The sequence below is a fragment of the Halobacillus alkaliphilus genome (genome assembly GCF_900113125.1).
Lineage (GTDB): Bacteria > Bacillota > Bacilli > Bacillales > Halobacillaceae > Halobacillus > Halobacillus alkaliphilus.
Window position 1 is genome coordinate 1 of record NZ_FOOG01000007.1, and the last position, 20,974, is coordinate 20,974.

The window sequence follows — 20,974 nt, forward strand, 5'->3', positions numbered from 1 at the left end:
AAAAGTCCTGTTATACAAGCATTTATGCTTAATTGAGAAGGAGTTCATTCTCTCATGTAGAAGGGTCCGTTTTGCTCCTGTAGCAGGGCTGGTGGGGAAATGGCGAGACTCCCATGGGAGAAGGGACTAGGTGAGATCCCGCAGGGAGTGAAACGAGCGAGGAAGCTCACCGTTCCCCCATAGGAAAGCGAGTTATTTCCCCACCAGCCCTCTTCCACATAGAGTAGCGGACCCAAGATATCTCGAAACTGAGTCTTACACCATCCGGCCCTATTGTGTAATAAGGCTATTATGAAAAACAACAATAAACTTTTTATAAAGTGGTAACTTTCCTTGCATAATTCAACCATAAAAAACAGATGCTCTTTTTTAGAGCATCTGTTTTTTATTGTGATTCCCCCGAATTATTGGCTGTTTCCCACAGATCTACTTTTATATCCATCCAGATTATAAGTGGTTGAGAATACTTCATTTATTCTATGGCAGTGATCCTGGAATCCATTAAGAAAACGTAAGAGTTTGTCCACCGACATCTCAGCAATATCAGTCCGTTCAATTCCTCTTTGTGTATATTCTAACAACTGAAGTAACTCTTCCTTATCCTGAGACCGCTTCCCAGGATTTAATTGCTCTACAGCACTCAAAATATGACCTACGCAATACTTTATGGAGCGTGGAAATCTTTCTTCTTTAATAAGAAAAGAGAATACTTCCTTAGGGTCCAGCGTTAACGGGTGCTCCATAATGAAAGAATCGTACCCATTGGCTAGCTGCAGGGCTTGAATCCAGTAATCGAAATCCTGTGAATCTTTATTATTTTCCTCCTCCAACGTTTTCTCACAAATAACTTTCAGGATTCTCGCAGTGGTTTCCGCCCGTTCGATCCACTTTCCTATCTTTACAAAGTTATAGGTGTCCCCTCTTAGCATGGAAGATTCGATAATCCCCTGAAAATTTGATGACATATCAAGGATATCGCCTAAGTCGCTTTGAATGGTATTGGAATGTAAAGACCCCTCCAGCTGTTCCTTCTTCTCTAAATACAAACGGTTAATCATCTCCCAAATAGAAGCTGGCATTAGCGTTCGGGAGACCTTTGCTTTCTCTCGGGCCAATTCCAGCAAATGAAGAAGAGAGCTCTCATTTTCCCGGCTCAGTACCAAATCGTGAAGCATGTCCTCACGATTCAAACGGGAATCGTGTTCATCGTATTCTTTAGAAGTACAGATTTTAAAAAGCAATTCCCATTCCCTGTCCATTTTACTCTGGTCCGATTCTTCCAGCATATGAAGCATCTGGCTGCTCAGGGTCCGAGCATTGGTTTCAGATCTTTCCATATACCTGGCCAACCAATAACATGAATCTGCTATTCTGCTAAGCATCGTTTTTTCCTCCTTCTTCGGTTATTACCCAAATATCCTTAAATCCGCCGCCCTGAGAAGAGTTCACCACAAGGTTATCTTCCATCAAAGCCACTCTGGAAAGTCCTCCAGGAAGAACATTGGTTTCCTTACCCTTCATCGCAAAGATTCTTAAATCTATATGACGAGGACGGAATTCTCCATCCTGAAAAGCCGGAGCCCGGGACAATTCAATGGTAGGCTGGGCAATATATTCATTGGGAGTGTCCTGGATTTTTTGCCGAAATGTCGCTAACTCTTCTTCAGGGGCATTCGGACCTATCAGCATATCGTCTCCGCCGGAAGCTCCTACATTTTTGATGACGAGTTTCTCAAGATTCTTTAACACATAATCTCTTTGCTCTGAATCTCTTAAAAAGTAGGTCGTTACATTTTTAAGAATCGGCTCTTCATTCAAGTAATAGCGAATCATCTCCGGGACGTAAGCATAGATCGCCTTATCATCTGCTGCCCCGATGCCCACTCCATTTAGGATGGTCACATTCCCCTGGCGGTAAGCCCTCATAAGACCGGATACACCCATTTCAGAATCTGAGCCAAAAGCTTCCGGGTCCAGATCTTCATCATCCATTCTTCGATAAATAATATCCACACGCTCAAGCCCGCTGGTTGTATCCTTATAAACGATGTCATTCTCGACTACAAGGTCACATCCTTCCACTAATTCAATCCCCAGCTGCTGGGCAAGAAAGAAGTGCTCATAATAAGCAGAGTTATAGACGCCTGACGTTAATAACACCGCCTGAGGCTGAGATGAAGCATTATGCGGTACATAACTTAACAGAGCTTTTTGCAGCTCTTTAAACTGGTTTTCCAATGGGAGCACACGATATTGGTCAAACAATTCTGGATATACTTTTCTGATGACCTGCCGATTTTGATAAACATACGAGATACCTGAAGGATTGCGCAGATTATCTTCCAATACTCGGTATTCGCCATTTTCATCACGAATAAGATCAATCCCCGCAATAAATAGGTGATTACTAAGGGGCAGATCAATTCCTGCCACCTGCTTTTCATGATAGTAGGCACTGTTCTCGATCAGCTCTTTTGGCACGACTTCTTCTTTAATAATCTTCTTCTCACCGTAAATATCTTTTAGAAAGTGACTTAACGCCTCGACTCTCTGTTTCAGTCCATTCTCGATCTCTTTCCATTTCTGCTCCGGAATAATGATAGGAACAAAATCAAAAGGAGGCGTCCGTTCGGTACCATATTCATCAGGAGTAAAAGTAATCCCCTGCTTTAAAAAATGTGATTGCGCTCTTTCATGTCTTTTTCGCAAATCTTCTGCAGAAGCCTTTGAAATTATGTTGTTAAAAGCTCTGTAGTGGTCCTTCGGGTTTCCTGATTGATCCATCATTTCGTCAAAAAATGTATCTGCTTGATAATTGATTAACATGTCTGACCCACTCCTTTTTCACCTTCTAAGAAACTTTACCCATATAACAAAGCTTAAACACAAGAAATGTAAAAAAAGCCTATATCTTCTCATTCCTAGAGAGGAAATAGGCTTACCTTCTCTATTTTATTCGTTTGTTTTTTGACAATTTTCCCTACTACACGATTATTTTCACGAAGAGTACACTTTAATTATATTAAAAAAATATTACAAGTAAAATATTGGGTTTAAAAGCCACCCAAATAGTGGTAATTATTTTATATCTTATTCATAGGAGGTCGATAAAAATGGCTAAGAACAATAACCAAAACCAAAATCAATCCATGACTACGGAAGAAGCAGGTCGTAAAGGCGGAGAGAAAACAAGCCGCAAATACGATCAAGAACACTTCGAGAACATTGGTCAAAAAGGCGGCGAAAAAACGTCTCAAAACCACGATCAGGAATTCTATGAAAACATTGGCCAAAAAGGTGGAGAAACGACCAGCCAGGAATACAGCAAGGAACATTTTGAGGAAATCGGCCAAAAAGGCGGCCGCAACTCAGGAAATGGTTCTAATAATTCTTCAACCACTAATACGTCAAACAACCAATTTAAAACAGGCGAAAAAGCTCCAGAAGCCGGCAACTATAAAGTAGACAAACTCGTAAATGGAAATAAAAGCGATAATAATACGGAAATCAGCCTGAATAAAGGCGACCAGTTCCCACCTTCTCCTTCAGATAATGAAGCAGCTTACTGGGTGAAATCTTCCTAAAACTCTTAAACGACCCAGCCTTTTGTATTAAAGTACAAAAGGCTGGGTCGTTTTTATTTAATCCACTCGTTTCGTAAGACCAAGAATAGTATCGATTAGAGTTTACATAGACAACCAAAACGCTTCTAATGTAATAGCACCCTAATAACATGGAAACCGCTTATTAATCTAAGTAAGGATTATCTCATTTTACTATTCTATTTCTTCAGCTTACTCCATTGCCCTAGTATTCTACTTACAAGATTCCCATTAAAATAAAACCGCCCATCCCAACAAGGACACCGTACAGTAAAGCCGGTCCCAGGGTTTTACGGATGACGTTTCCTTCTTCCCCTTCCATACCTGCGACAGCACTTGCCGCGACCACATTATGGACACAGATCATGTTCCCCGCTCCGGCTCCTACGAGCTGGGCTGCGAGCACCACCTTGATGTTCGCATCTGTCGCCTCCGCTATATTGTACTGAATCGGTGAGAAGGTGAGTGTAGAAACCGTGGCACTTCCTGTTATAAAGGAGCCCAGTTCTCCGAGAAACGGTGCGGCAAAAATCCACCTCGGCCCAAAAGCTGCCGCCATTCCCTCGGCTATATACTCCGGCATGCTCATTAAATCCTTCATATTCATTCCGGAATTACTGAACACATGAACCATGGCAAGCGTGGCCGCCAATGTAACCGCGGTTATTTTGATCGTGGATAGTGATTGCGTAGCCGCCCGTCCAAAATGACCAAACGATTTTCGCTGCACGAGCAGAGCTAAAAGAGCTGCGACGGTCAGCACGGTTCCAGGCGAGTATAATACTGCCCAGCTGGAGGCAATTCCTTCCACGCCTAAAATGTTCGACCACGTTAAATCAATAGCCGTCTGCGTAAATTCCTTAAACCATGGAACAATGCGTGTAAGAAGCAACAGAATAACCACAATGATGTAAGGAAACCATGCACGGATCAATCCCATATCGGATTTTTCTTCGCTCTCCTCAAAATTGTCCTGTTTGGCATCCGTCCACACGGAGGATGGGAGAAGCCAGCCCTTTCTGGCGGTTATGGCTGCGACAACCAGTCCGGTCAAGGATCCCAATATCGCTACAAATTCCGGACCAAACAAAGACGCATACAAGAGAGCCGAGCCATTATAGGTAATCCCAATGAGCAGCGTCCAGGGCAGCATCACGAGGGCGTCTTTTATACCCTTCCCTTTACCGAAAAATAACGTCAGAACAAGGATTAAGATAAATGGGATAAACGTGCCCGCGAATAAATCGATAAGGGTGACCGTTACACCGACCTCCTTGAAAAAAGCGGTACCCGCGTCGGGCAAGGTGCTGAGCCCTACCAATACCGGCGTTCCCACGGCCCCAAAAGCCACGGCCGTACTATCCGCAATAAGGGCAGTCGCTACCGCTGCCAGCGGTCTGAAGCCAAGGGCAAGCATTAGAGGAGCCGTCACCATTGCCGGAGCACCGAACCCTGCCGCTCCCTCAATTAATGAGCCGAATAAAAAGGCGACAAAAATAAGCTGAACCCTCATGTCCTGAGAAATACTCTGAAATCCCTGATTGATGCGGGTTACCGCTCCGGTGTTACGGAGGGTATTCAATAACACGAGCGCTCCAAATAATATCAATAAAATCGTCAAGGTTTTATGTACGCCTTGCAGGATCGAAGAAGCAATCACCTGGCCCCCCATTCCCCACACGGTCATCGCTAAAATAATTACCACTACAGCACTGATGGACATTCCTTTAATCGCTGGCATCCGCAATAAGACCAGCAACAGAAAGGGAACGATCACAGCACTTAGTGCCACCACCATCAACATTTGATCTCCTCCTCTTTGATTACATTTTTCTTATTCCTAAAAACTTTGTTTGTTCGTTTGTATGTAATATGATCATCAGATGACCATATCGTTAATGGTAACCGCTTACAAAGATGTTTTCAATAGGAAGTTATCCCGATACACAATTTTCACATAACATCGATTTACCCCTCTATTTTTAGTCCTCTACGTACCACCTTAAATGAATTAACGAATCTGATTTTTATTGAAAGCGATTTCTACCCGTGCTAAAATAAGGATAATAAAGTCATCTGATGACCTTATCTATGTTGGTGACGCAATGCCCTGCTGGCTTCATATTGGAGTAAAAGTCTCAAGGAGTACAAAGCTGGCAGCAAGGTACATAGCGGTAAAGAGGATAAAAGTTAAAAAAGTATCGCCCTCGCCCGCCCAACAGTAACGGTAAGATACAAGCGGATGATCATCGGGATCAATGTAACGAATGGAGATAACTCCCGATACAGCTACAGGCTGTTTAACCATAAGAGGAGGAATAATATGAATCATAACCACACAACGAGTGACGTGATCCTTATCGGAGCTGGCGTCGTGAGCGCAACACTAGCCACGCTTCTGCACAAATTACAGCCAGAATGGCGCATCACCCTGTTCGAGAAGCTCGACTCCGCCGGACAGGAAAGTTCCAATGAATGGAATAATGCCGGAACCGGACACGCCGCTCTCTGCGAGCTGAACTATACCCCTGAACAGCCGGACGGCTCACTGGACATTAGCAAGGCCGTGAAAATTAATGAACAATTCCAGATTTCCAGACAAATGTGGGCCCATCTGGTCGAGCAAGGCGATCTTCAGAGTCCTGAAGAATTTATCCGGCCCTTGCCTCACATAAGCTTTGTTTACGGAAAAGATCATGTAGAATTTTTGACGAAGCGGGTGGAAGCCCTGAAAGACCACCCTCAGTTTCAGGGGATGGAGTTTTCCATAGACCCCGAACGCATCAAGGAATGGATTCCTTTAATGATGGAGGGCCGTTCCACTGAAGAGCCGATCGCGGCAACGAAATTCGACCATGGTACAGATGTTAATTTTGGAGAACTGACCCGCCAAATGCTGAAACACTTAGAGCAGCAAAACAATATAGAAATCCGTTACAATCATTCGGTCGATGATATTCAGCAAAGAGAAGATGGAGCATGGGAAGTTAAGGTGCGAAACCTTAAAGAAGAAACCATCGAAGAGCACACGTCTTCCTTCGCCTTTATCGGTGCCGGGGGCGGCGCACTTCCACTGCTGCAAAAAACAGGCATTCCTGAAAGCAAACGCATCGGAGGATTTCCGATCAGCGGTGAATTTCTCGTCTGTGACAACCCGGAGGTCGTGAAGCAGCACCATTCCAAAGTATATGGAAAAGAACCGGCAGGCACCCCGCCGATGACCGTTCCGCATCTGGACCGTCGCCATATTGAAGGAAAAGACACGCTGTTATACGGTCCGTTCGCCGGATTTACACCTAAGTTCTTGAAAACCGGCTCTATGATGGATTTGTTCGGTTCAGTGAAACCGACGAATGTCCTGACGATGCTCGCAGCCGGTGCCAAAAATACCTCACTGATCAAATATTTAGCGCAGCAGCTGAGGATGTCCAAAAAGGACCGGATGGAAGAGCTGCGCAATTTTGTTCCGAATGCATCCAATGAAGACTGGGACCTTCTCGTAGCCGGACAGCGTGTACAATTGATTGAGGATACAGAAGAAGGCGGCCGAGGCGCTCTCCAGTTCGGTACCAAATTGATTCACGCTGAAGACCGTACCATGGCGGCCCTTCTTGGCGAATCACCAGGAGCGTCGGTTTCCGTTTCAATTATGCTCGAGGTCTTACACAAGTGCTTCCCAGAATACCTTGATTCCTGGGAGCCGAAGCTGAAAGAAATCATCCCTTCCTACGGCGAGTCGCTGGAGGATCATCCTGAACTGCTCGATCGGGTTCATGATTCTACCTCACGCTCTCTTGGACTGATGGAGCCTGTAAAATAAACGAAACTACTCCTTATAGCTACAGAACAAATAACGAAGCATCGATGCGCCATTTGGCGCACTGATGCTTCGTTTATTTTTGATGTCTTAAATATATAAGAGCTATATTTATTAAAAATGTTGTTCCGTGCGGATAAATAGAAAATAATAGCATATTGTCCTATTTAAACGCCTTGCACATTGGGTATATAATACCTATACTAACGTTTGTTATAGGTTATTATTCATATACAAAAATAAATAATTTTTCACAGGGGAGAACCTTATATGATCCTGAAAGAACTGATTTCCAATTTAGCCATTCTTGTGGCTATCTTATTTGTATATACCCAGTTAACCAACTCTTCCCCTCTGAGACGAACTTCTTCAAGACGGCAAAAAATTACGGCCGGCATCCTTGCAGGTATATTAAGTAACGTTTTGATGCTGTACAGTATACCCTTGGACCGCGTCATCATCGATTTACGGCACATTCCGGTGATCTTAATGTCCTATTACGGCGGCAGCCTTCCCGCCCTGATCACTATGGTACTGATCATTATAGGCCGATTCTTATTCGGGTTCACGACCCAGGCGGTATTGGCCATTATTTTTATTGGCGGGACTACACTCCTGACCCTTGGCATTACAAACCTCAAATTATCGAAAATGAAGAAGGTTTTTCTGGCGCTGACCATCTCCAATTTAATCTTCACCATATTGTTAACCTTTCTTTCGCTTCGGATGGATACACTGATTTTCCTTGTTCTTTCCTATTGGAGCATATCGTACCTCGCCGGCTTTCTATCTTTCTATGTCGTTGAATACGTACGCAGAAATCAGAGAACCTTAAATAAATATAAGTCCGAGTCCGTTACCGACGGGTTAACAGGTCTGAACAACGTACGTAAATTTGAACAATTATTTAACGATGTCTGCACCGAGGCGCGGGAGAGAGACGAAAAAATTTCTTTACTGTATATTGATATCGACCACTTTAAGACAGTAAACGATACATACGGCCATGTGGAAGGTGATCAGGTCCTGGTCGAATTGAGTCATATTCTAACCACCACCGTTCGCTCCTTCGATCACGTCAGCCGAAATGGCGGCGAAGAATTCACCGTGATTCTCCTTGACTGCCCTGCCCAGCGTGCCGAAGAAATCAGTGAACGGATCCGGAAAAAGGTTCAAAATCATTCCTTTCAATTGAGTACAGGCCAGTCTATTTCTATTACCGTGTCCATTGGTATTGCCTGTTATGACGAAACAACAAACACGCCGCAATTACTCATCGAAGAAGCCGATCAAGCACTATATGAAGCAAAACAATCAGGCAGAAATCAAGTCTGTCTATCCAATAAGTTCGCGCCCGAGCATGCGTATAGCTGTCCGGAAGTCTATTCTTAGACGATCCGGACGGCTTTATTTTTTATGTAAAAAGGAGTCCTCTTCCGCGCGTGCTGCAGTAAAGCACAATCTCAGCTAATCCCCTTCTCCTGTGATAAGATATGATACGTACATATTGAACCACGATTGGAGCATTCATAATGGTACAACTAGCCAAACGAGGTTATACCTTATTTATAACTTTATATGTCCTTATGCATTTCGTTGTCTATTTCACCGGCGGAGAAACGCTTTCCCCGGTACTTTCCATATTTGGTCTCACCGCCTTCCTACTCGGCTACTTTTTTCTGCCGATGAAACAGGCAGCCATATCGCTGTTACTGCTGGTGATCGCCATAATCATTCACCTGACCGCAGGCACTTCCTTAATCGAAGCGACCGTATCCGGCTTCACCGTAATGAGCGGGCTGATCGCTCTCTTACTGATCGTACCGACGATCAGCTGGGTCTTAGAAGAAAAACCCTACATTGAATCCGTCATTAACTTCGCGCAGAACCTGCTCAATACAAGCCGCAAGTTTTATTTCGGCATGATGGTGATCACGCAGATTATCTCTTACTTCCTATTATTCGGTTCGATTCCGATGGTCTACGGAATGATCGACGATTTTCTGGAAAATCAAAAAGGAGAAGTATGGGAGAATTATAAAGGAACCGCCCTGCTGCGCGCGTTTTCCCTGACCACCATGTGGGTTGTCAGTATTCCAAGCTTTATCTTCGCCGTGCAGGCGCTTGGGGCGTCGCTCGGTTTATCCATTCTCCAGGGATTTGTCGTCGCCGTCGCCGGGACACTGTTGTCCGTGCTTTTCTCCCACTTCCAGGAACGTCATTATGATGTCGATCTTACGGCTGGAATTCAGGAGGAACTTGGTCGAATTGAAGAGCAGAAAAAAGAAGATCCGAACGGGAATCGCGACGCGTTCGAATTCGCTATCTTGTTCGTCACATTATTCGGATCAATCTTTCTAGTAAACGCCGTCTGGCCCGTGGATCTCTTACTGATTATCCCGATCGTTATCGTCGCCTGGGTCCTTCTCTACTTTATCGTCCGCCGTAGAAGCAGTGCGATCGCAGAGAACGGAAAAACGTATGTCGGAAAAAGCATTCCCAATAAAGCCCAGCAGTTTTCCATTCTATTGGCTGCCGGCTTTCTCATTAACGCCGTCAATCAGTCAGGCTACGGCGAGTATATTATCGACGGACTGTTTTATATCACAGACTCCGTTCCGTTTTTAAACTTCCTATGGGTACTGCCATTTGTTGTGATTGTTCTCGGATTTATCGGACTCGGTCCTTTGACGGTTATTGTACTTGTTTCTGGGATTCTGCAGGGTGTGGAGCTGCCGTATCCACCTGAGATTGTCGTGCTTGGGATTACTTCAGGCAGTGTGATTTCGATTATGTTGTCACCGCTGATTTTGCCGTCGATTATTTTGAGTTCGGTGAATAAGCTTAGTATTATTAAGAATGGACTGCTGTTTAACTTTAAGTATGCGATTGCGTTTTATATGATGGTGCAGATTTATCTCCAGTTGTTTGTCGTGTTTTTTATGTGATTAGAAAAAGAGGCTTAGCCAACTAGCGTGTTGGTAAGCCTCTCTTTTATTATCCTATGTCGTCCAGGGGGGGGATTTGATAGAATGCATCACTAATAATAAGGTGGTGAGAACCTAATGGAGCAGAAACTTCTATTTAGTCTACTAGCGATCGCCCTCACGTTTATTGGAGTCTCTCCCTACATACGCGGCGTTTTAAAGATTCTATTAAACCCCATTTCTTCTCCTGGCTGATTTGGTCCTTAGTTACGCTCATTGTATTTGTGGCTCAGCTTAAGGAAGGCGGAGGCCTTGGAGCCTGGCCGATAGGTATATCCGGGTTGGTCACCGTCGTGGTTGCTGTCCTTACTTTCCTTAAAAAGGATCTACCTTAGAGGTATTAGGTTTCGGTCCTACTTTGACCAAGGGTTATTATTTATCCTTTGAAGAAAATATCACTTAGCGGGGTTCTGATAGTTGTTACAAGTTTCTTCATTATAATGTGGCGAAGATTAATGCACAAAAAACCCACTCTTTGGTTGAGTGGGTATAGGTTATTATCGTAGAAGTTGAAGAACTCCTTGTGGTTGCTGATTGGCTTTCGCAAGCATAGCTTGAGAAGCTTGAGCCAATATTGAAGACTTCGTTTGGTTCATCATTTCTTTAGCCATGTCTACGTCACGGATACGCGATTCAGCTGCAGTTAGGTTTTCAGAGGAAGTTCCAAGATTGTTGATCGTATGATCTAATCGATTTTGATTAGCACCTAGTTTTGAACGTTCCGCTGATACTTGTTCAATCGCTTCTGAGATTTTCGTTACTGCATTACCTGCATTAGTAGCATCTGAGACATCAAGTGCTGCTTCATTAGTTGTGTTATTAGTACCATTTGTCACAGTATCATTAGTAGTGTACCCACTATCTCCAGCTGAACCTGTGATTCCAAGAGCACTAGCTCTCATGTCAGAAAATTCCAATGTCATAGTCTGGTTTTCATTTGCACCGATTTGTGAACTAAATGAAGAAGATGCTCCGGTTGTTGTTGTTTCAGAAGCTGTTACATCAATCGTCCATTCATCTGAGGCAGCTGATGTTCCTGGCAAATTCAATTCTAAACCATCAACAGTTGCTTTATTACTTGTAACAGTTAGCGATTGTGCTCCATTTCCATCACCTTTATCAATTGTAAAATTAGTACCATCGGTAGTTGCTACCGTCCAGGTACCTGTATCACCCGTAAAAGATGTTGCATCCGTAAATGTAATATTACCGCTAGTTCCATTAGTTTGAGTTGCGCTAGCTGAAGCAGGTGTAGTAGTTGTCCCGCCAGCACTAACTTCTCCAGCAGTAGCATTTAGTAATTTTTGATTATTAAATTCAGTAGTGTTCCCTATGCGGTTAATTTCAGAAGTCAATTGGTTCATTTCTTTCTGAATTTCCCCACGATCGGTTGAAGTATTTGTATCATTACCAGATTGTACAGCTAATTCACGCATGCGCTGAAGAATGCTATGAGTTTCATTTAAAGCGCCCTCTGCAGTTTGAATCATAGAAATAGAATCTTGAGCGTTTCTTGAAGCTTGATCCAAACCACGAATCTGTCCACGCATTTTTTCTGAAATTGCTAGACCAGCAGCGTCATCTCCAGCCTTATTAATTCTAAGACCTGATGACAACTTCTCCATAAAATTTTGTTGAGCATTGTTTGCTTGACCTAGTTGGCGGTGAGTGTTTAGCGCCGCGATATTGTGATTAATTCTCATTTTATAAATTCCTCCTTGAAATGGTTTATCTCACGTCCTTGTGAGATACATTGGATAACACACAAAAAGTCGGCCGACTTATGTAATGTTTCTACATTACTTATATCGGACGACTTTCAAAACTGTTTACACCTATTCACATTATTTTACACTCTACTTAAGGTGGTTCCTGACACCCATTCCCTTAATACGTTAACGAACTGGGCTCAGGAAACATTATTAAGTACCCATTAACATCACTCCAAGAAAATTAAAAGGAAGTATTTATATAAAATCTGAAGTTTGATTTTTTTATGCATCAGTTACTACAATTAATGCTATTTTATGTAGCAGCTATTTTATTACTACAATTTGTATAGTATTATAGGAATATAAAAATGAAATAATTGGTAGTTTTGATTATGAGCGTAAGGAATTAAATAACTAATTTAAGAAAAGATTCTCACTTAAGAAGGTTCGGCAGCCAAAGTAAAGATTTCCAGAATCTCCTTATCCCACTATGAAAAAGATAGACGCGAGACCGATTACGAAACTCTTCGAAAACTGTCAGATTTCTTTGAAGATCAACCGATTATTTACTTGGTAGATCAGAAGCTGTTAAAAAGACCAGCAATGAAGAGTATGATTCTATTGATGAAATAAACCGCCTGCTAGATAAATACGAAATTGACTAAATGTCCTTCTTTGATATTGAAAAGTGGAAGTCAATGAGTCCTGAGCAGATTAAAGAGCTGGAGAGTTATTTTCAGTATTTGGTTCAGAAAAAAACAAAGAAGGAATGATAAAGCGCTATAAAACGCGCTTTAATTTTTATAGTCAACTGTATATATTTGTATTTATAGTAATTAAATAGACCTTTATTTTTAGTTGGTATTACCAAATTTAGAAATTAGGAGGATTTATGGAAGAGCATTTAAACGAACTAGAAAAATTAAAAGGTAAAGCCGAAAAAAGTAGACAAGCAAATTTTTCAATCTCTCTTAGAAACGAGTTAAAGAGAGACCTTTTACACTACACTATACTCTTACTGAGTAGTTTCGTTGCTTTGCTTACTTTTGCTGATTTTAAGATTTTTTTACCCTTATTACCTAATATTGTAGAAGTAGAATTTAAGCTTTTTGTGGGGATATGTGCCTCTTTGGTATTTTTCCTTACTTTAACAGAGGAGTTTATGAAATGGGGAGAAAAGTCTCAGCAACATGATCAAACTGGAAAATTATTAACCTCATTTATTAGAGATTGTGACAGTCTATTAAAAAAAGATAACGTGACTGATGAAGAAGTTAAGCATGTTAGAGCTAGATACATACTAATAAATGAGACCTCTCCTTCCATACCAGATAAAGTATTTTTAAAGTCAAAAAGAGAATATCTATTAAAAAAGGAAATTAGTAAGCGTTTAGATAAAGAGCCACATAAAAGCATAAGAGCCATTAAAAGAGAAATTAAAAAAGGGGGATAAAAATGAATAATAAGAAAAAGAATGTTTCAATTCTTTTAAGCGGTGGGTTAGATTCTACTACCTTAATTGAATATTACAAACAGTATAATTATGAAATAAATGGAATTCATTTTCAATATAATCAATCAGCAAAAAACACTGAATGGGAAGCGTGTAAAAATATAGCTAACTACTATGACATTGAAGTAAAAAATCTTAAACTGGGCCTACCAATTTTAAATTTCGAAGGCCAAATACAATGCAGAAATAGTTTATTTATTTTTGGAGCAGCAGCAAATATAAAACCATCAGAAAATGTAACTTTAGCTTATGGTGCCCATTCTGGTACTCCATATTATGATTGTTCTATTAATTTCGTTAGTTCAGCTCAAACTATACTAGATGGATACTTTGGAGGAACAGTCTCAATTGAAGCCCCTTTTATAAGATGGTCAAAAGAAGATATTCTTAAATTCTCCTTAATGAAAAAGGTACCGATTGAACTTACCTATAGTTGCGAGAAAAAAGAGTATATAGAATGCGGCAAGTGTCCATCTTGCCTTGATAGGAGGGCATTAACTAGTGCATATAAAGAATATCTGCAAAAAAAGGAAAATTAAAAAAACGAATATGAACTCCCCACTAATAGTTCCCTCATTTTCTAGTAAAGGTTTTACTGATGTTTCTAAGATTCATACATATGTTAGAGACTACATTACCGATGCGTGCTTAGTAAGCGCCTATGATCTATACCATGACCAAGATGAACAAATTCCTTTAGCAGATTCAGATATCTATATTTCAGATGTCCTATTTATCGACAGTGGTGGATATGAGAGAGATCAAGATACTGAACTATCTGAAATATATAACAAAGAATACAAGCCGAAAAAATGGAACGAAGATTTACATTTAAAAGTGGTTAATCAATTAGAAGAATTAACAAAAATAGTAATTGTGAATTATGATTCCGAAATTAGAAAACCAACAAAAGACCAAATGAGCCAAGCGGAAAATTTATTTAACAAGTTTCCTAACTTTACTTCAGATTTTCTTTATAAGCCAGAAATGCAAGAGGCTGAGTATATCGATGCTAATAAGTTAATATATCACTTAGATGATATAACTAGCTTCTCTATTTTAGGATTAACCGAAAAAGAACTAGGCAGTTCAATACTCAAAAAATGCGAAACAATTTATTCAATAAGGAGGGCTCTTAATGCTAAAGAAATAGATATTCCTATACATATATTTGGATGCATTGATCCAGCAAATATTTTAGCATATTTCCTATGTGGTGCCGACATATTCGATGGGTTATCTTGGTTAAGATTTAATTTTAATGAGAGTGGTGATGCATCGTATAGAAATTCTCATGCAATTATTAATGGCAACTGGGACTTGAAAATGTCAGCTGTTAGAGGAAAAGCACTTGGGGATAATATTAAAATATTAATTAATTTGTCCTCTCAAATGAATAGATTCTTAAACACCTATGATTGGCAAATGTTTGATTATCCAGAAAAACTTATGAATGAAATAAAAAAACTAATTAGCACTGTTGGTATAGACTATTCATAAAAGGAGCGATTACTATGGGTGGTAGTGGTGGTTTTTTTAAGCCTCCTTCTGAATCAATTGAAGAATTATTAGATAAAAACGATGAATCAAACACAGAATTCCGTAAGGAACTAAATTCTTATTTAATTTCACTTCTTACAGGTTACAATAATAGAGACATAGAGGGTATAAACCAGCATTTAAATCATTTAAAAGAAATTATAAGCCGTGATTTAGAGGGTTTACTGGAATTGAAATTTGGAGGATCTATTAGTAAACATACTTATGTGAACGGATTAAGTGACGTAGATGTCCTTGTGACAATCAATTCTACTTCTTTAAGTAGTTCTTCACCAAAAGAAATAATAAGCACATTAGCCCAAAAATTAAGAAATAAATTACCTAAAACAAAAATTAAAGAAGGAGATCTCGCCGTAACTATAACCTATTCAGATGGTCATGAAGTTCAGTTACTCCCTAGTAAATCAACATTTCAAGGAATAAAGATAGCAAGTGCTGACGGTAAAACATGGAGTAATATTATAAAGCCGATAAAATTTGCTAAGAAGTTAACAGAAGTTAACAAACAAAACAACGGTAGAGTAGTACCTATAATCAAGTTATTTAAAGCATTAAATAATACCTACGATAAAGATGGGAGATTGTCTGGTTATCATATTGAATCGTTAGCAATTCAAGCTTTTAAGAACTACAAAGGTAACCTTTCATATAATGAAATGATGAAACATATGGCACAGTCTTCTAGCACCTCTGTATTAAGTCCAATTACTGATAGTACAGGTCAATCTCTTCATGTTGATGACTATTTAGGAGATGCAGGAAGTATTAAGAGGAGACAATTTAGTAATAATTTAAAAAGAACATTTAAGAAAATGAGGAGAGCAGAAATTACGAAATCGTTATCTGAATGGAAAAAATTAATAGATGGGGATTGATTTTTTTAATTATATTAATCTAAAATAATTTACTAGCTCTTAGTGATATATCATACTTGAATTTTCTTATAATCTCTTGATAACAGGACTAAACACCTGATCCTTTAGATCAGGTGTTTTTAAATATTTGAATTTTTACCTTTTGTACCTCCTCTTGAAATACAGAACTTTTGTTCGTATAGTGTCATCAAGGAAGGTGACTAGTATGAATTTACCCCAATACACTACAACAGACCTAGAAGACTGGGTAACGAATTGGTACTTAAATCGCAATTTTAATTACCCAAACGAACTGAAACTACCTAAAATAGCCATACATTACGAAATTTTCATCAAATATATGCCCTTCGCATCACATTACATCCGATTTGGTGAAAGCAGTATAATGTAGAACCTGGAGTAGAGGAAGTCATTACTTCTATGGTTGAATATATCTATGCTTAGCAGAAAAAAAACATTTATCTTGGAGAGAATATAAGTATGGAAAATAGTATAAAACATTAAAATGGGCCCCACCTTTGGCGGAAGGTGAGGCTCTATCCTTGCCTTGAAAAATAAGAAAAGTAAGCAAGGATTTAATTATTATATCATCTAATTTATTCTTTCTAAAACATTCATTCATATCATAGTGCTCTTCAATATGTATTTCTTCGGCTGCATATTGCCATAGAAAGGAAAAATCATGACATCAAAGATCCACTACCTTTATAGTTTTAATAATTTTGATACCCCACAAAGATTATAATCAAAATGAGAAAGCTAATTATTTGAACTCATGAGAAGGCTTGAGAGCTGCTAAACCTTACATCATGCCGCCCATGGATTCTCATATGCAAATAAAGCAAAATAGCACCTAGTTTAATTGGAAAAGGCAACTTTTATAAGGCTCAAACCCAATACCATAAACAGAAGGATATAATCATAAATGAACAATTGTATGCCAAAAAGTATGTCATTTTACTTTGTTACAGAATTGCCTATTAGTTAATAGTTATATTATAAATGTAACCTTCCATCAAACCACTTGTAAGATGTTTGTGCAAATTTACCATCTTAGAAGTGTGTGTCTGTTTTCTGATGTATACCGGTATTAAGATTTATATCAGAACTTTGATTAACTATCTCATAGATGTTTCTAGTTTTCTTTTCATTTGAAACGTCGTCGAGACCGATTACATTCTCAAAATTAGAGATGGAAGAAAAAATTGTTATATTGAATTAAGATCTAGGAGAAAGAGAGCATATCAAATAGACATGCTCAATATTAGCTTTTAAGCTTACCAAAGTTTTTTGCAGATATTCTTCTAATCATTCTCATTGGACTTCAATTTTATTAAATAGTATTTCAAATTTAGCACCTGCATTCTGCACTTGGGACCAGGTATTGCTTAATATATATATAAGAGGAATAATTCCTTCGTCATCTTGATGCCCCAGTGTTACACTCTCAAACTTCCTTAGAGAAAGCATATTGCTAAGTAAAGCCCATACGTACACTTCCCCTTCTTGATCTTGTTGTATATCCTTTATAAGAGCCCATAGTTCAGCAGGAGAAAGATGATGATTATTATTTAACGTAGTAATCCTTTGTCGTTCTACTTTGTATCTGCTTTGTTTCCATGTTCTTTCCCATTTCGAAAAGTTAGGCCGTTCTTCACTTAAGGGATGAACATAATCTAAATTTTTTATGATCTGTGAACATACATCTTGAAATGCTGAAGCAGCTATACCTTTTTTTTCTTTCTCGGCTTTTGCATGAATAAAATAAACCTTTCTCTCTCCATCTGAATCTTTTATACCTATAAAGTCTGCAATTTCATATTCCAAATCTTCACATATTAAGTAATCTAAATCATTAAGTATATTTACAACCCTTCTGGATTCTTCAGAGTTTTCCTGATCTAGAGTTTCCCCCTGACTAGTCAAAAGGTAAAATAATGAATTTTCATCCCAATTATCTCTATACTCCTCACTAATCTGTGATTGGATCCCTTCCTCAACTTTTCTTTTTTCTGTATATCCTTTTTCTGTTATGTGAGTTATTCTCTCTTTTATTTGAAACTCCTTTAAAATTTTCCTTAAGGATTGCTTTTCCTTATCTAAACCGACTTTAATAAAAAAATTATGCGAATAAATATAATTCGGTGAGTTAGTTATAATATGGAAAGATTGAGTATTGCTTAGGAACTTACTAAGACTGGTATTATCAATTAGATAAAAATTGGATTGTCCTATTGCGCTTATATAATATTTATCTTTATCGTCGTTGAACACTATTTTATAAGAGATTTCATCCCCATTATCTGCTTTTAAAATAAAGTTGTCATCTTCTATCATTAAAATTTTACTATTTAGAGTTATCTCGTCTTCATCTTCATTACGCAAACTTAAATTCTCATCTATATCTAACAAAATTTGACGTGGAGTAACATCTTCTGGTTTTTCTGTTACAGGAGCATATCTTTCAAAAATATTTCTACCATCCACCACTCTTTCAAACTTGGACTCTAAACTTGCTAACCATTCAAGGTATTCACTAACAGTGAAGAAAGTAGTAGAGTCTGTTATCCTTCCGTTTTTAAAACCTACATAACGGTTACGGTATTCATTATCAGAGATTAATATCTTTCCATTTGCTGTAGTTGCAAATTTATAGCGATCAGTAACACTTGGTGCAATCAAATTCATATCTTCTGCATTAAAAGTACTTCTTTTAACTTCTGTTTTGCTAATATTACCGTTTTGGATTGAGATTTGTTTAAATTCACTACCTTCGTCATACACTTTTTCTAAAACATTTGAGTTTAAGGGATTAGAAAATTCATAAAAAAAGTGAGGGATATGATTAAAACTGTTATAAATAAAAATGTAATTATCACTCAACTTAGTTAATAACAATCCTGTTTTAGGCTCTATAAAAAATTGATCGGCTAGGTATGGAGAATCAGAATAATAAGCAAATAAGCATAAAATTAGAGAGCGACTATGATCGGGTATAATCTCAATTAAGTAGAGATCGTTATCTTCCAAATAATTGAGGATATAGCTATGTACCTCTTCAAATGTTTTTTCTAATCCTATTTTTTGTATTAATACATTAGCCTGAAAAGGTAATTTAAGTTTTGTTAGATATTGGTTATTTTCTTGTGTGAGATTAGTATTCAATTCAATTCTGGGTAGTACTTTCCCATCTATATAAACTGCTTTGGGCTGTGAGTTTATCACTGCATTCAAATAATTATTAAAGTCAAATGATATTAAAGATTTATCACTAGAAAGATATTCTTCAAAAATTAGATAGTTCTTCCATAATTCTTCTTGATTAGTTTTAGAGGATGACTTAAATATGATAGTTGAATACTCTTTTGTCTCCCCTCCAAACTCACTTTGTCTAAGGATTCTCCCGACTTGTTGTACTAAAGGCCTAGCATTGGAGAAACCGTCAAACAAAGCTAATATTTTAAATGAGCTATCATCCATCCCCTCAATTAATTTATATTGATGAAGCCAATAAGTATATTTTTGGCTTCTTAAGTTCTTTGGCACTTTCTTTATCATAGAATCGTCAGGATAGTTTGTTTCTGTAAATTCTTCATGTATGGAGATTACTTCCTTCTCATGGCTATTTTTTAGATAGTTATGAGCTCTGATAATATCTTCCTTACTTTTAAAGCGAATAATTACTTTCTCGTTACTTTCTATTTCGTCACATTTCTCAATTATCTCATCTATAAAGGGTTCTAAATCATCTTGCTCAATATCAATAAAATTAGGAGTACGTATATAATTTTGTTCCATTGCGTTTGCGAGGGGAAAATTATAAATATGTTTATTATCAATTCGTAGTTTATTTTTATCGTCTCTAATTGGAGTCGCAGTAAAAAGAATTACTTTTTTATCTAATTCCCTCAAAGCCTTTTTCCACTTCGACGCGGGTTCTTTATGCCCTTCGTCAAATAGTACTAAATCTACGCATTCTTTAAGCTTTTCAACTTTTTCTAACTCTTCATTAGATTTCATATAAGATAAAGCCTGTATTGTAGTTACATAAATATTTTGCTCATTAGCCTCCAACTTATCAGGAATATCTTTAGGAAAAATTTCAATTACTTTTTTTTGGATTATATCACTAAGCTCAAAATTATTTGAGATACCTTCCTCTAGCTCGTATAGTATGTGTTTTTTTACAGTATCTGATGATGTAACAATAAGCGTGTTTTTCACCTTTTTGTAGAAGTTTGCAAGCATATAAATAATTAGGGTTTTTCCAGTACCAGTAGGGAGTTTTATAAGAGCATGTTTATCAGATCTAGAATTTATATATTTTATTGCTGTATTTAATGCTTCTATTTGGAAAGATTTTAAACTCCGATTAATTAGCTCTACGTTATCCCACTGTGTTATGTATTCAAGTCTTATCGATGACACTATTATTCCTCCAAAGTTTTTTATAATAATATAAAAATGATTTTAAAGAGATATAACCCCCAACACTATGTTTACCATAATTAGTACTTACCTTATTCTTTAATATATTTCATTTCTGTACTGAAATAAATTAGCTTCTTTGAAAGAATAATTTCCACATCATATCCTCCTAATATATCATTTCTTAGTTAACCGACCTTAAACCTATTTTATCATTTTCCCCATACCAACAGAGAATTTTCCCATGAAAATTCCTTTAGGATAATATAAACCCCTGTATATTGATATGAAGATATAACAACTACTAAAAGTATTAAATATTTTGCTCCAATAAGGTGCCCCTCCAATTAACACTCCCCCTCTGACACAAGAAAAGCACTGAACCCCTTGATAACCAAGAGATTCAGCGCTTTATTTGATTACCAGGAGAGCATCGAACTCTTTCCTTACAGCTTAGAAGGCTGTTGCTCTAAATATGTT

14 protein-coding genes are annotated in these 20,974 nt (G+C 38.4%); 9 read left to right on the forward strand and 5 right to left on the reverse strand.

Annotated features, from left to right (window positions below; genetic code table 11):
* Positions 1 to 404: 404 nt before the first annotated feature.
* Positions 405 to 1,382 (reverse strand): alpha-E domain-containing protein, encoded by a 978-nt coding sequence (locus BMZ06_RS05905; RefSeq protein WP_089751061.1) that lies wholly within the window; start codon positions 1,380 to 1,382, stop codon positions 405 to 407.
* Positions 1,375 to 2,826, reverse strand: coding sequence for a circularly permuted type 2 ATP-grasp protein (locus BMZ06_RS05910; RefSeq protein ID WP_089751063.1), 1,452 nt, complete (start codon positions 2,824 to 2,826; stop codon positions 1,375 to 1,377). Before BMZ06_RS05910 ends, BMZ06_RS05905 begins: the two co-directional genes overlap by 8 nt.
* Before the next feature lie 287 nt (positions 2,827 to 3,113).
* Here BMZ06_RS05910 and BMZ06_RS21105 point away from each other — a divergent pair, with 287 nt between their 5' ends.
* A complete protein-coding gene (locus BMZ06_RS21105; protein WP_089751064.1) occupies positions 3,114 to 3,584 on the forward strand; it encodes a YjzC family protein in 471 nt (156 codons plus the stop codon).
* A 235-nt stretch (positions 3,585 to 3,819) separates the two neighbouring features.
* Here the strand turns inward: BMZ06_RS21105 and BMZ06_RS05920 are convergent, their stop codons facing one another.
* Positions 3,820 to 5,406, reverse strand: a complete 1,587-nt coding sequence (locus BMZ06_RS05920) for an L-lactate permease (protein WP_089751066.1) — start codon at positions 5,404 to 5,406, stop codon at positions 3,820 to 3,822.
* Between the two features lie 438 nt (positions 5,407 to 5,844).
* Here BMZ06_RS05920 and mqo point away from each other — a divergent pair, with 438 nt between their 5' ends.
* From mqo to BMZ06_RS05940, 3 genes are all read left to right on the forward strand, one after another.
* Positions 5,845 to 7,422: a malate dehydrogenase (quinone) gene (gene mqo, locus BMZ06_RS05930; RefSeq protein WP_281244441.1), complete on the forward strand. Its 1,578-nt coding sequence runs from the start codon at positions 5,845 to 5,847 to the stop codon at positions 7,420 to 7,422.
* A 267-nt stretch (positions 7,423 to 7,689) separates the two neighbouring features.
* Positions 7,690 to 8,811: a GGDEF domain-containing protein gene (locus tag BMZ06_RS05935; protein ID WP_089751071.1), complete on the forward strand. Its 1,122-nt coding sequence runs from the start codon at positions 7,690 to 7,692 to the stop codon at positions 8,809 to 8,811.
* Between the two features lie 140 nt (positions 8,812 to 8,951).
* A complete protein-coding gene (locus BMZ06_RS05940) occupies positions 8,952 to 10,367 on the forward strand; it encodes a hypothetical protein (RefSeq protein ID WP_089751073.1) in 1,416 nt (471 codons plus the stop codon).
* A 536-nt stretch (positions 10,368 to 10,903) separates the two neighbouring features.
* Here the strand turns inward: BMZ06_RS05940 and BMZ06_RS05945 are convergent.
* Positions 10,904 to 12,109 carry a flagellin N-terminal helical domain-containing protein gene (locus tag BMZ06_RS05945; RefSeq protein ID WP_089751075.1) on the reverse strand — a complete coding sequence of 402 codons (1,206 nt, stop codon included), beginning with the start codon at positions 12,107 to 12,109 and terminating at the stop codon, positions 10,904 to 10,906.
* Positions 12,110 to 12,592: 483 nt separating this feature from the next.
* On the opposite strand from BMZ06_RS05945, the gene BMZ06_RS20350 reads away from it, so the two are divergent.
* The 5 genes from BMZ06_RS20350 (at position 12,593) to BMZ06_RS05965 (ending at position 16,066) form a co-directional block, all read left to right on the forward strand.
* Positions 12,593 to 12,751, forward strand: coding sequence for a hypothetical protein (locus BMZ06_RS20350; RefSeq protein WP_245755964.1), 159 nt, complete (start codon positions 12,593 to 12,595; stop codon positions 12,749 to 12,751).
* A 259-nt stretch (positions 12,752 to 13,010) separates the two neighbouring features.
* Positions 13,011 to 13,571, forward strand: a complete 561-nt coding sequence (locus tag BMZ06_RS05950; RefSeq protein WP_089751078.1) for a hypothetical protein — start codon at positions 13,011 to 13,013, stop codon at positions 13,569 to 13,571.
* A 2-nt stretch (positions 13,572 to 13,573) separates the two neighbouring features.
* A complete protein-coding gene (locus BMZ06_RS05955; RefSeq protein WP_089751080.1) occupies positions 13,574 to 14,170 on the forward strand; it encodes a 7-cyano-7-deazaguanine synthase in 597 nt (198 codons plus the stop codon).
* A complete protein-coding gene (locus BMZ06_RS05960; protein WP_089751082.1) occupies positions 14,133 to 15,131 on the forward strand; it encodes a hypothetical protein in 999 nt (332 codons plus the stop codon). Before BMZ06_RS05955 ends, BMZ06_RS05960 begins: the two co-directional genes overlap by 38 nt.
* Before the next feature lie 14 nt (positions 15,132 to 15,145).
* The gene (locus BMZ06_RS05965; RefSeq protein ID WP_089751084.1) at positions 15,146 to 16,066 is read left to right on the forward strand and encodes a CBASS oligonucleotide cyclase; all 921 of its coding nucleotides are present in this window, start codon (positions 15,146 to 15,148) and stop codon (positions 16,064 to 16,066) included.
* 1,314 nt (positions 16,067 to 17,380) lie between these two features.
* Here BMZ06_RS05965 and BMZ06_RS05975 read toward each other — a convergent pair.
* Positions 17,381 to 20,494 (reverse strand): DEAD/DEAH box helicase, encoded by a 3,114-nt coding sequence (locus BMZ06_RS05975; protein ID WP_175477810.1) that lies wholly within the window; start codon positions 20,492 to 20,494, stop codon positions 17,381 to 17,383.
* Positions 20,495 to 20,974: the final 480 nt, after the last annotated feature.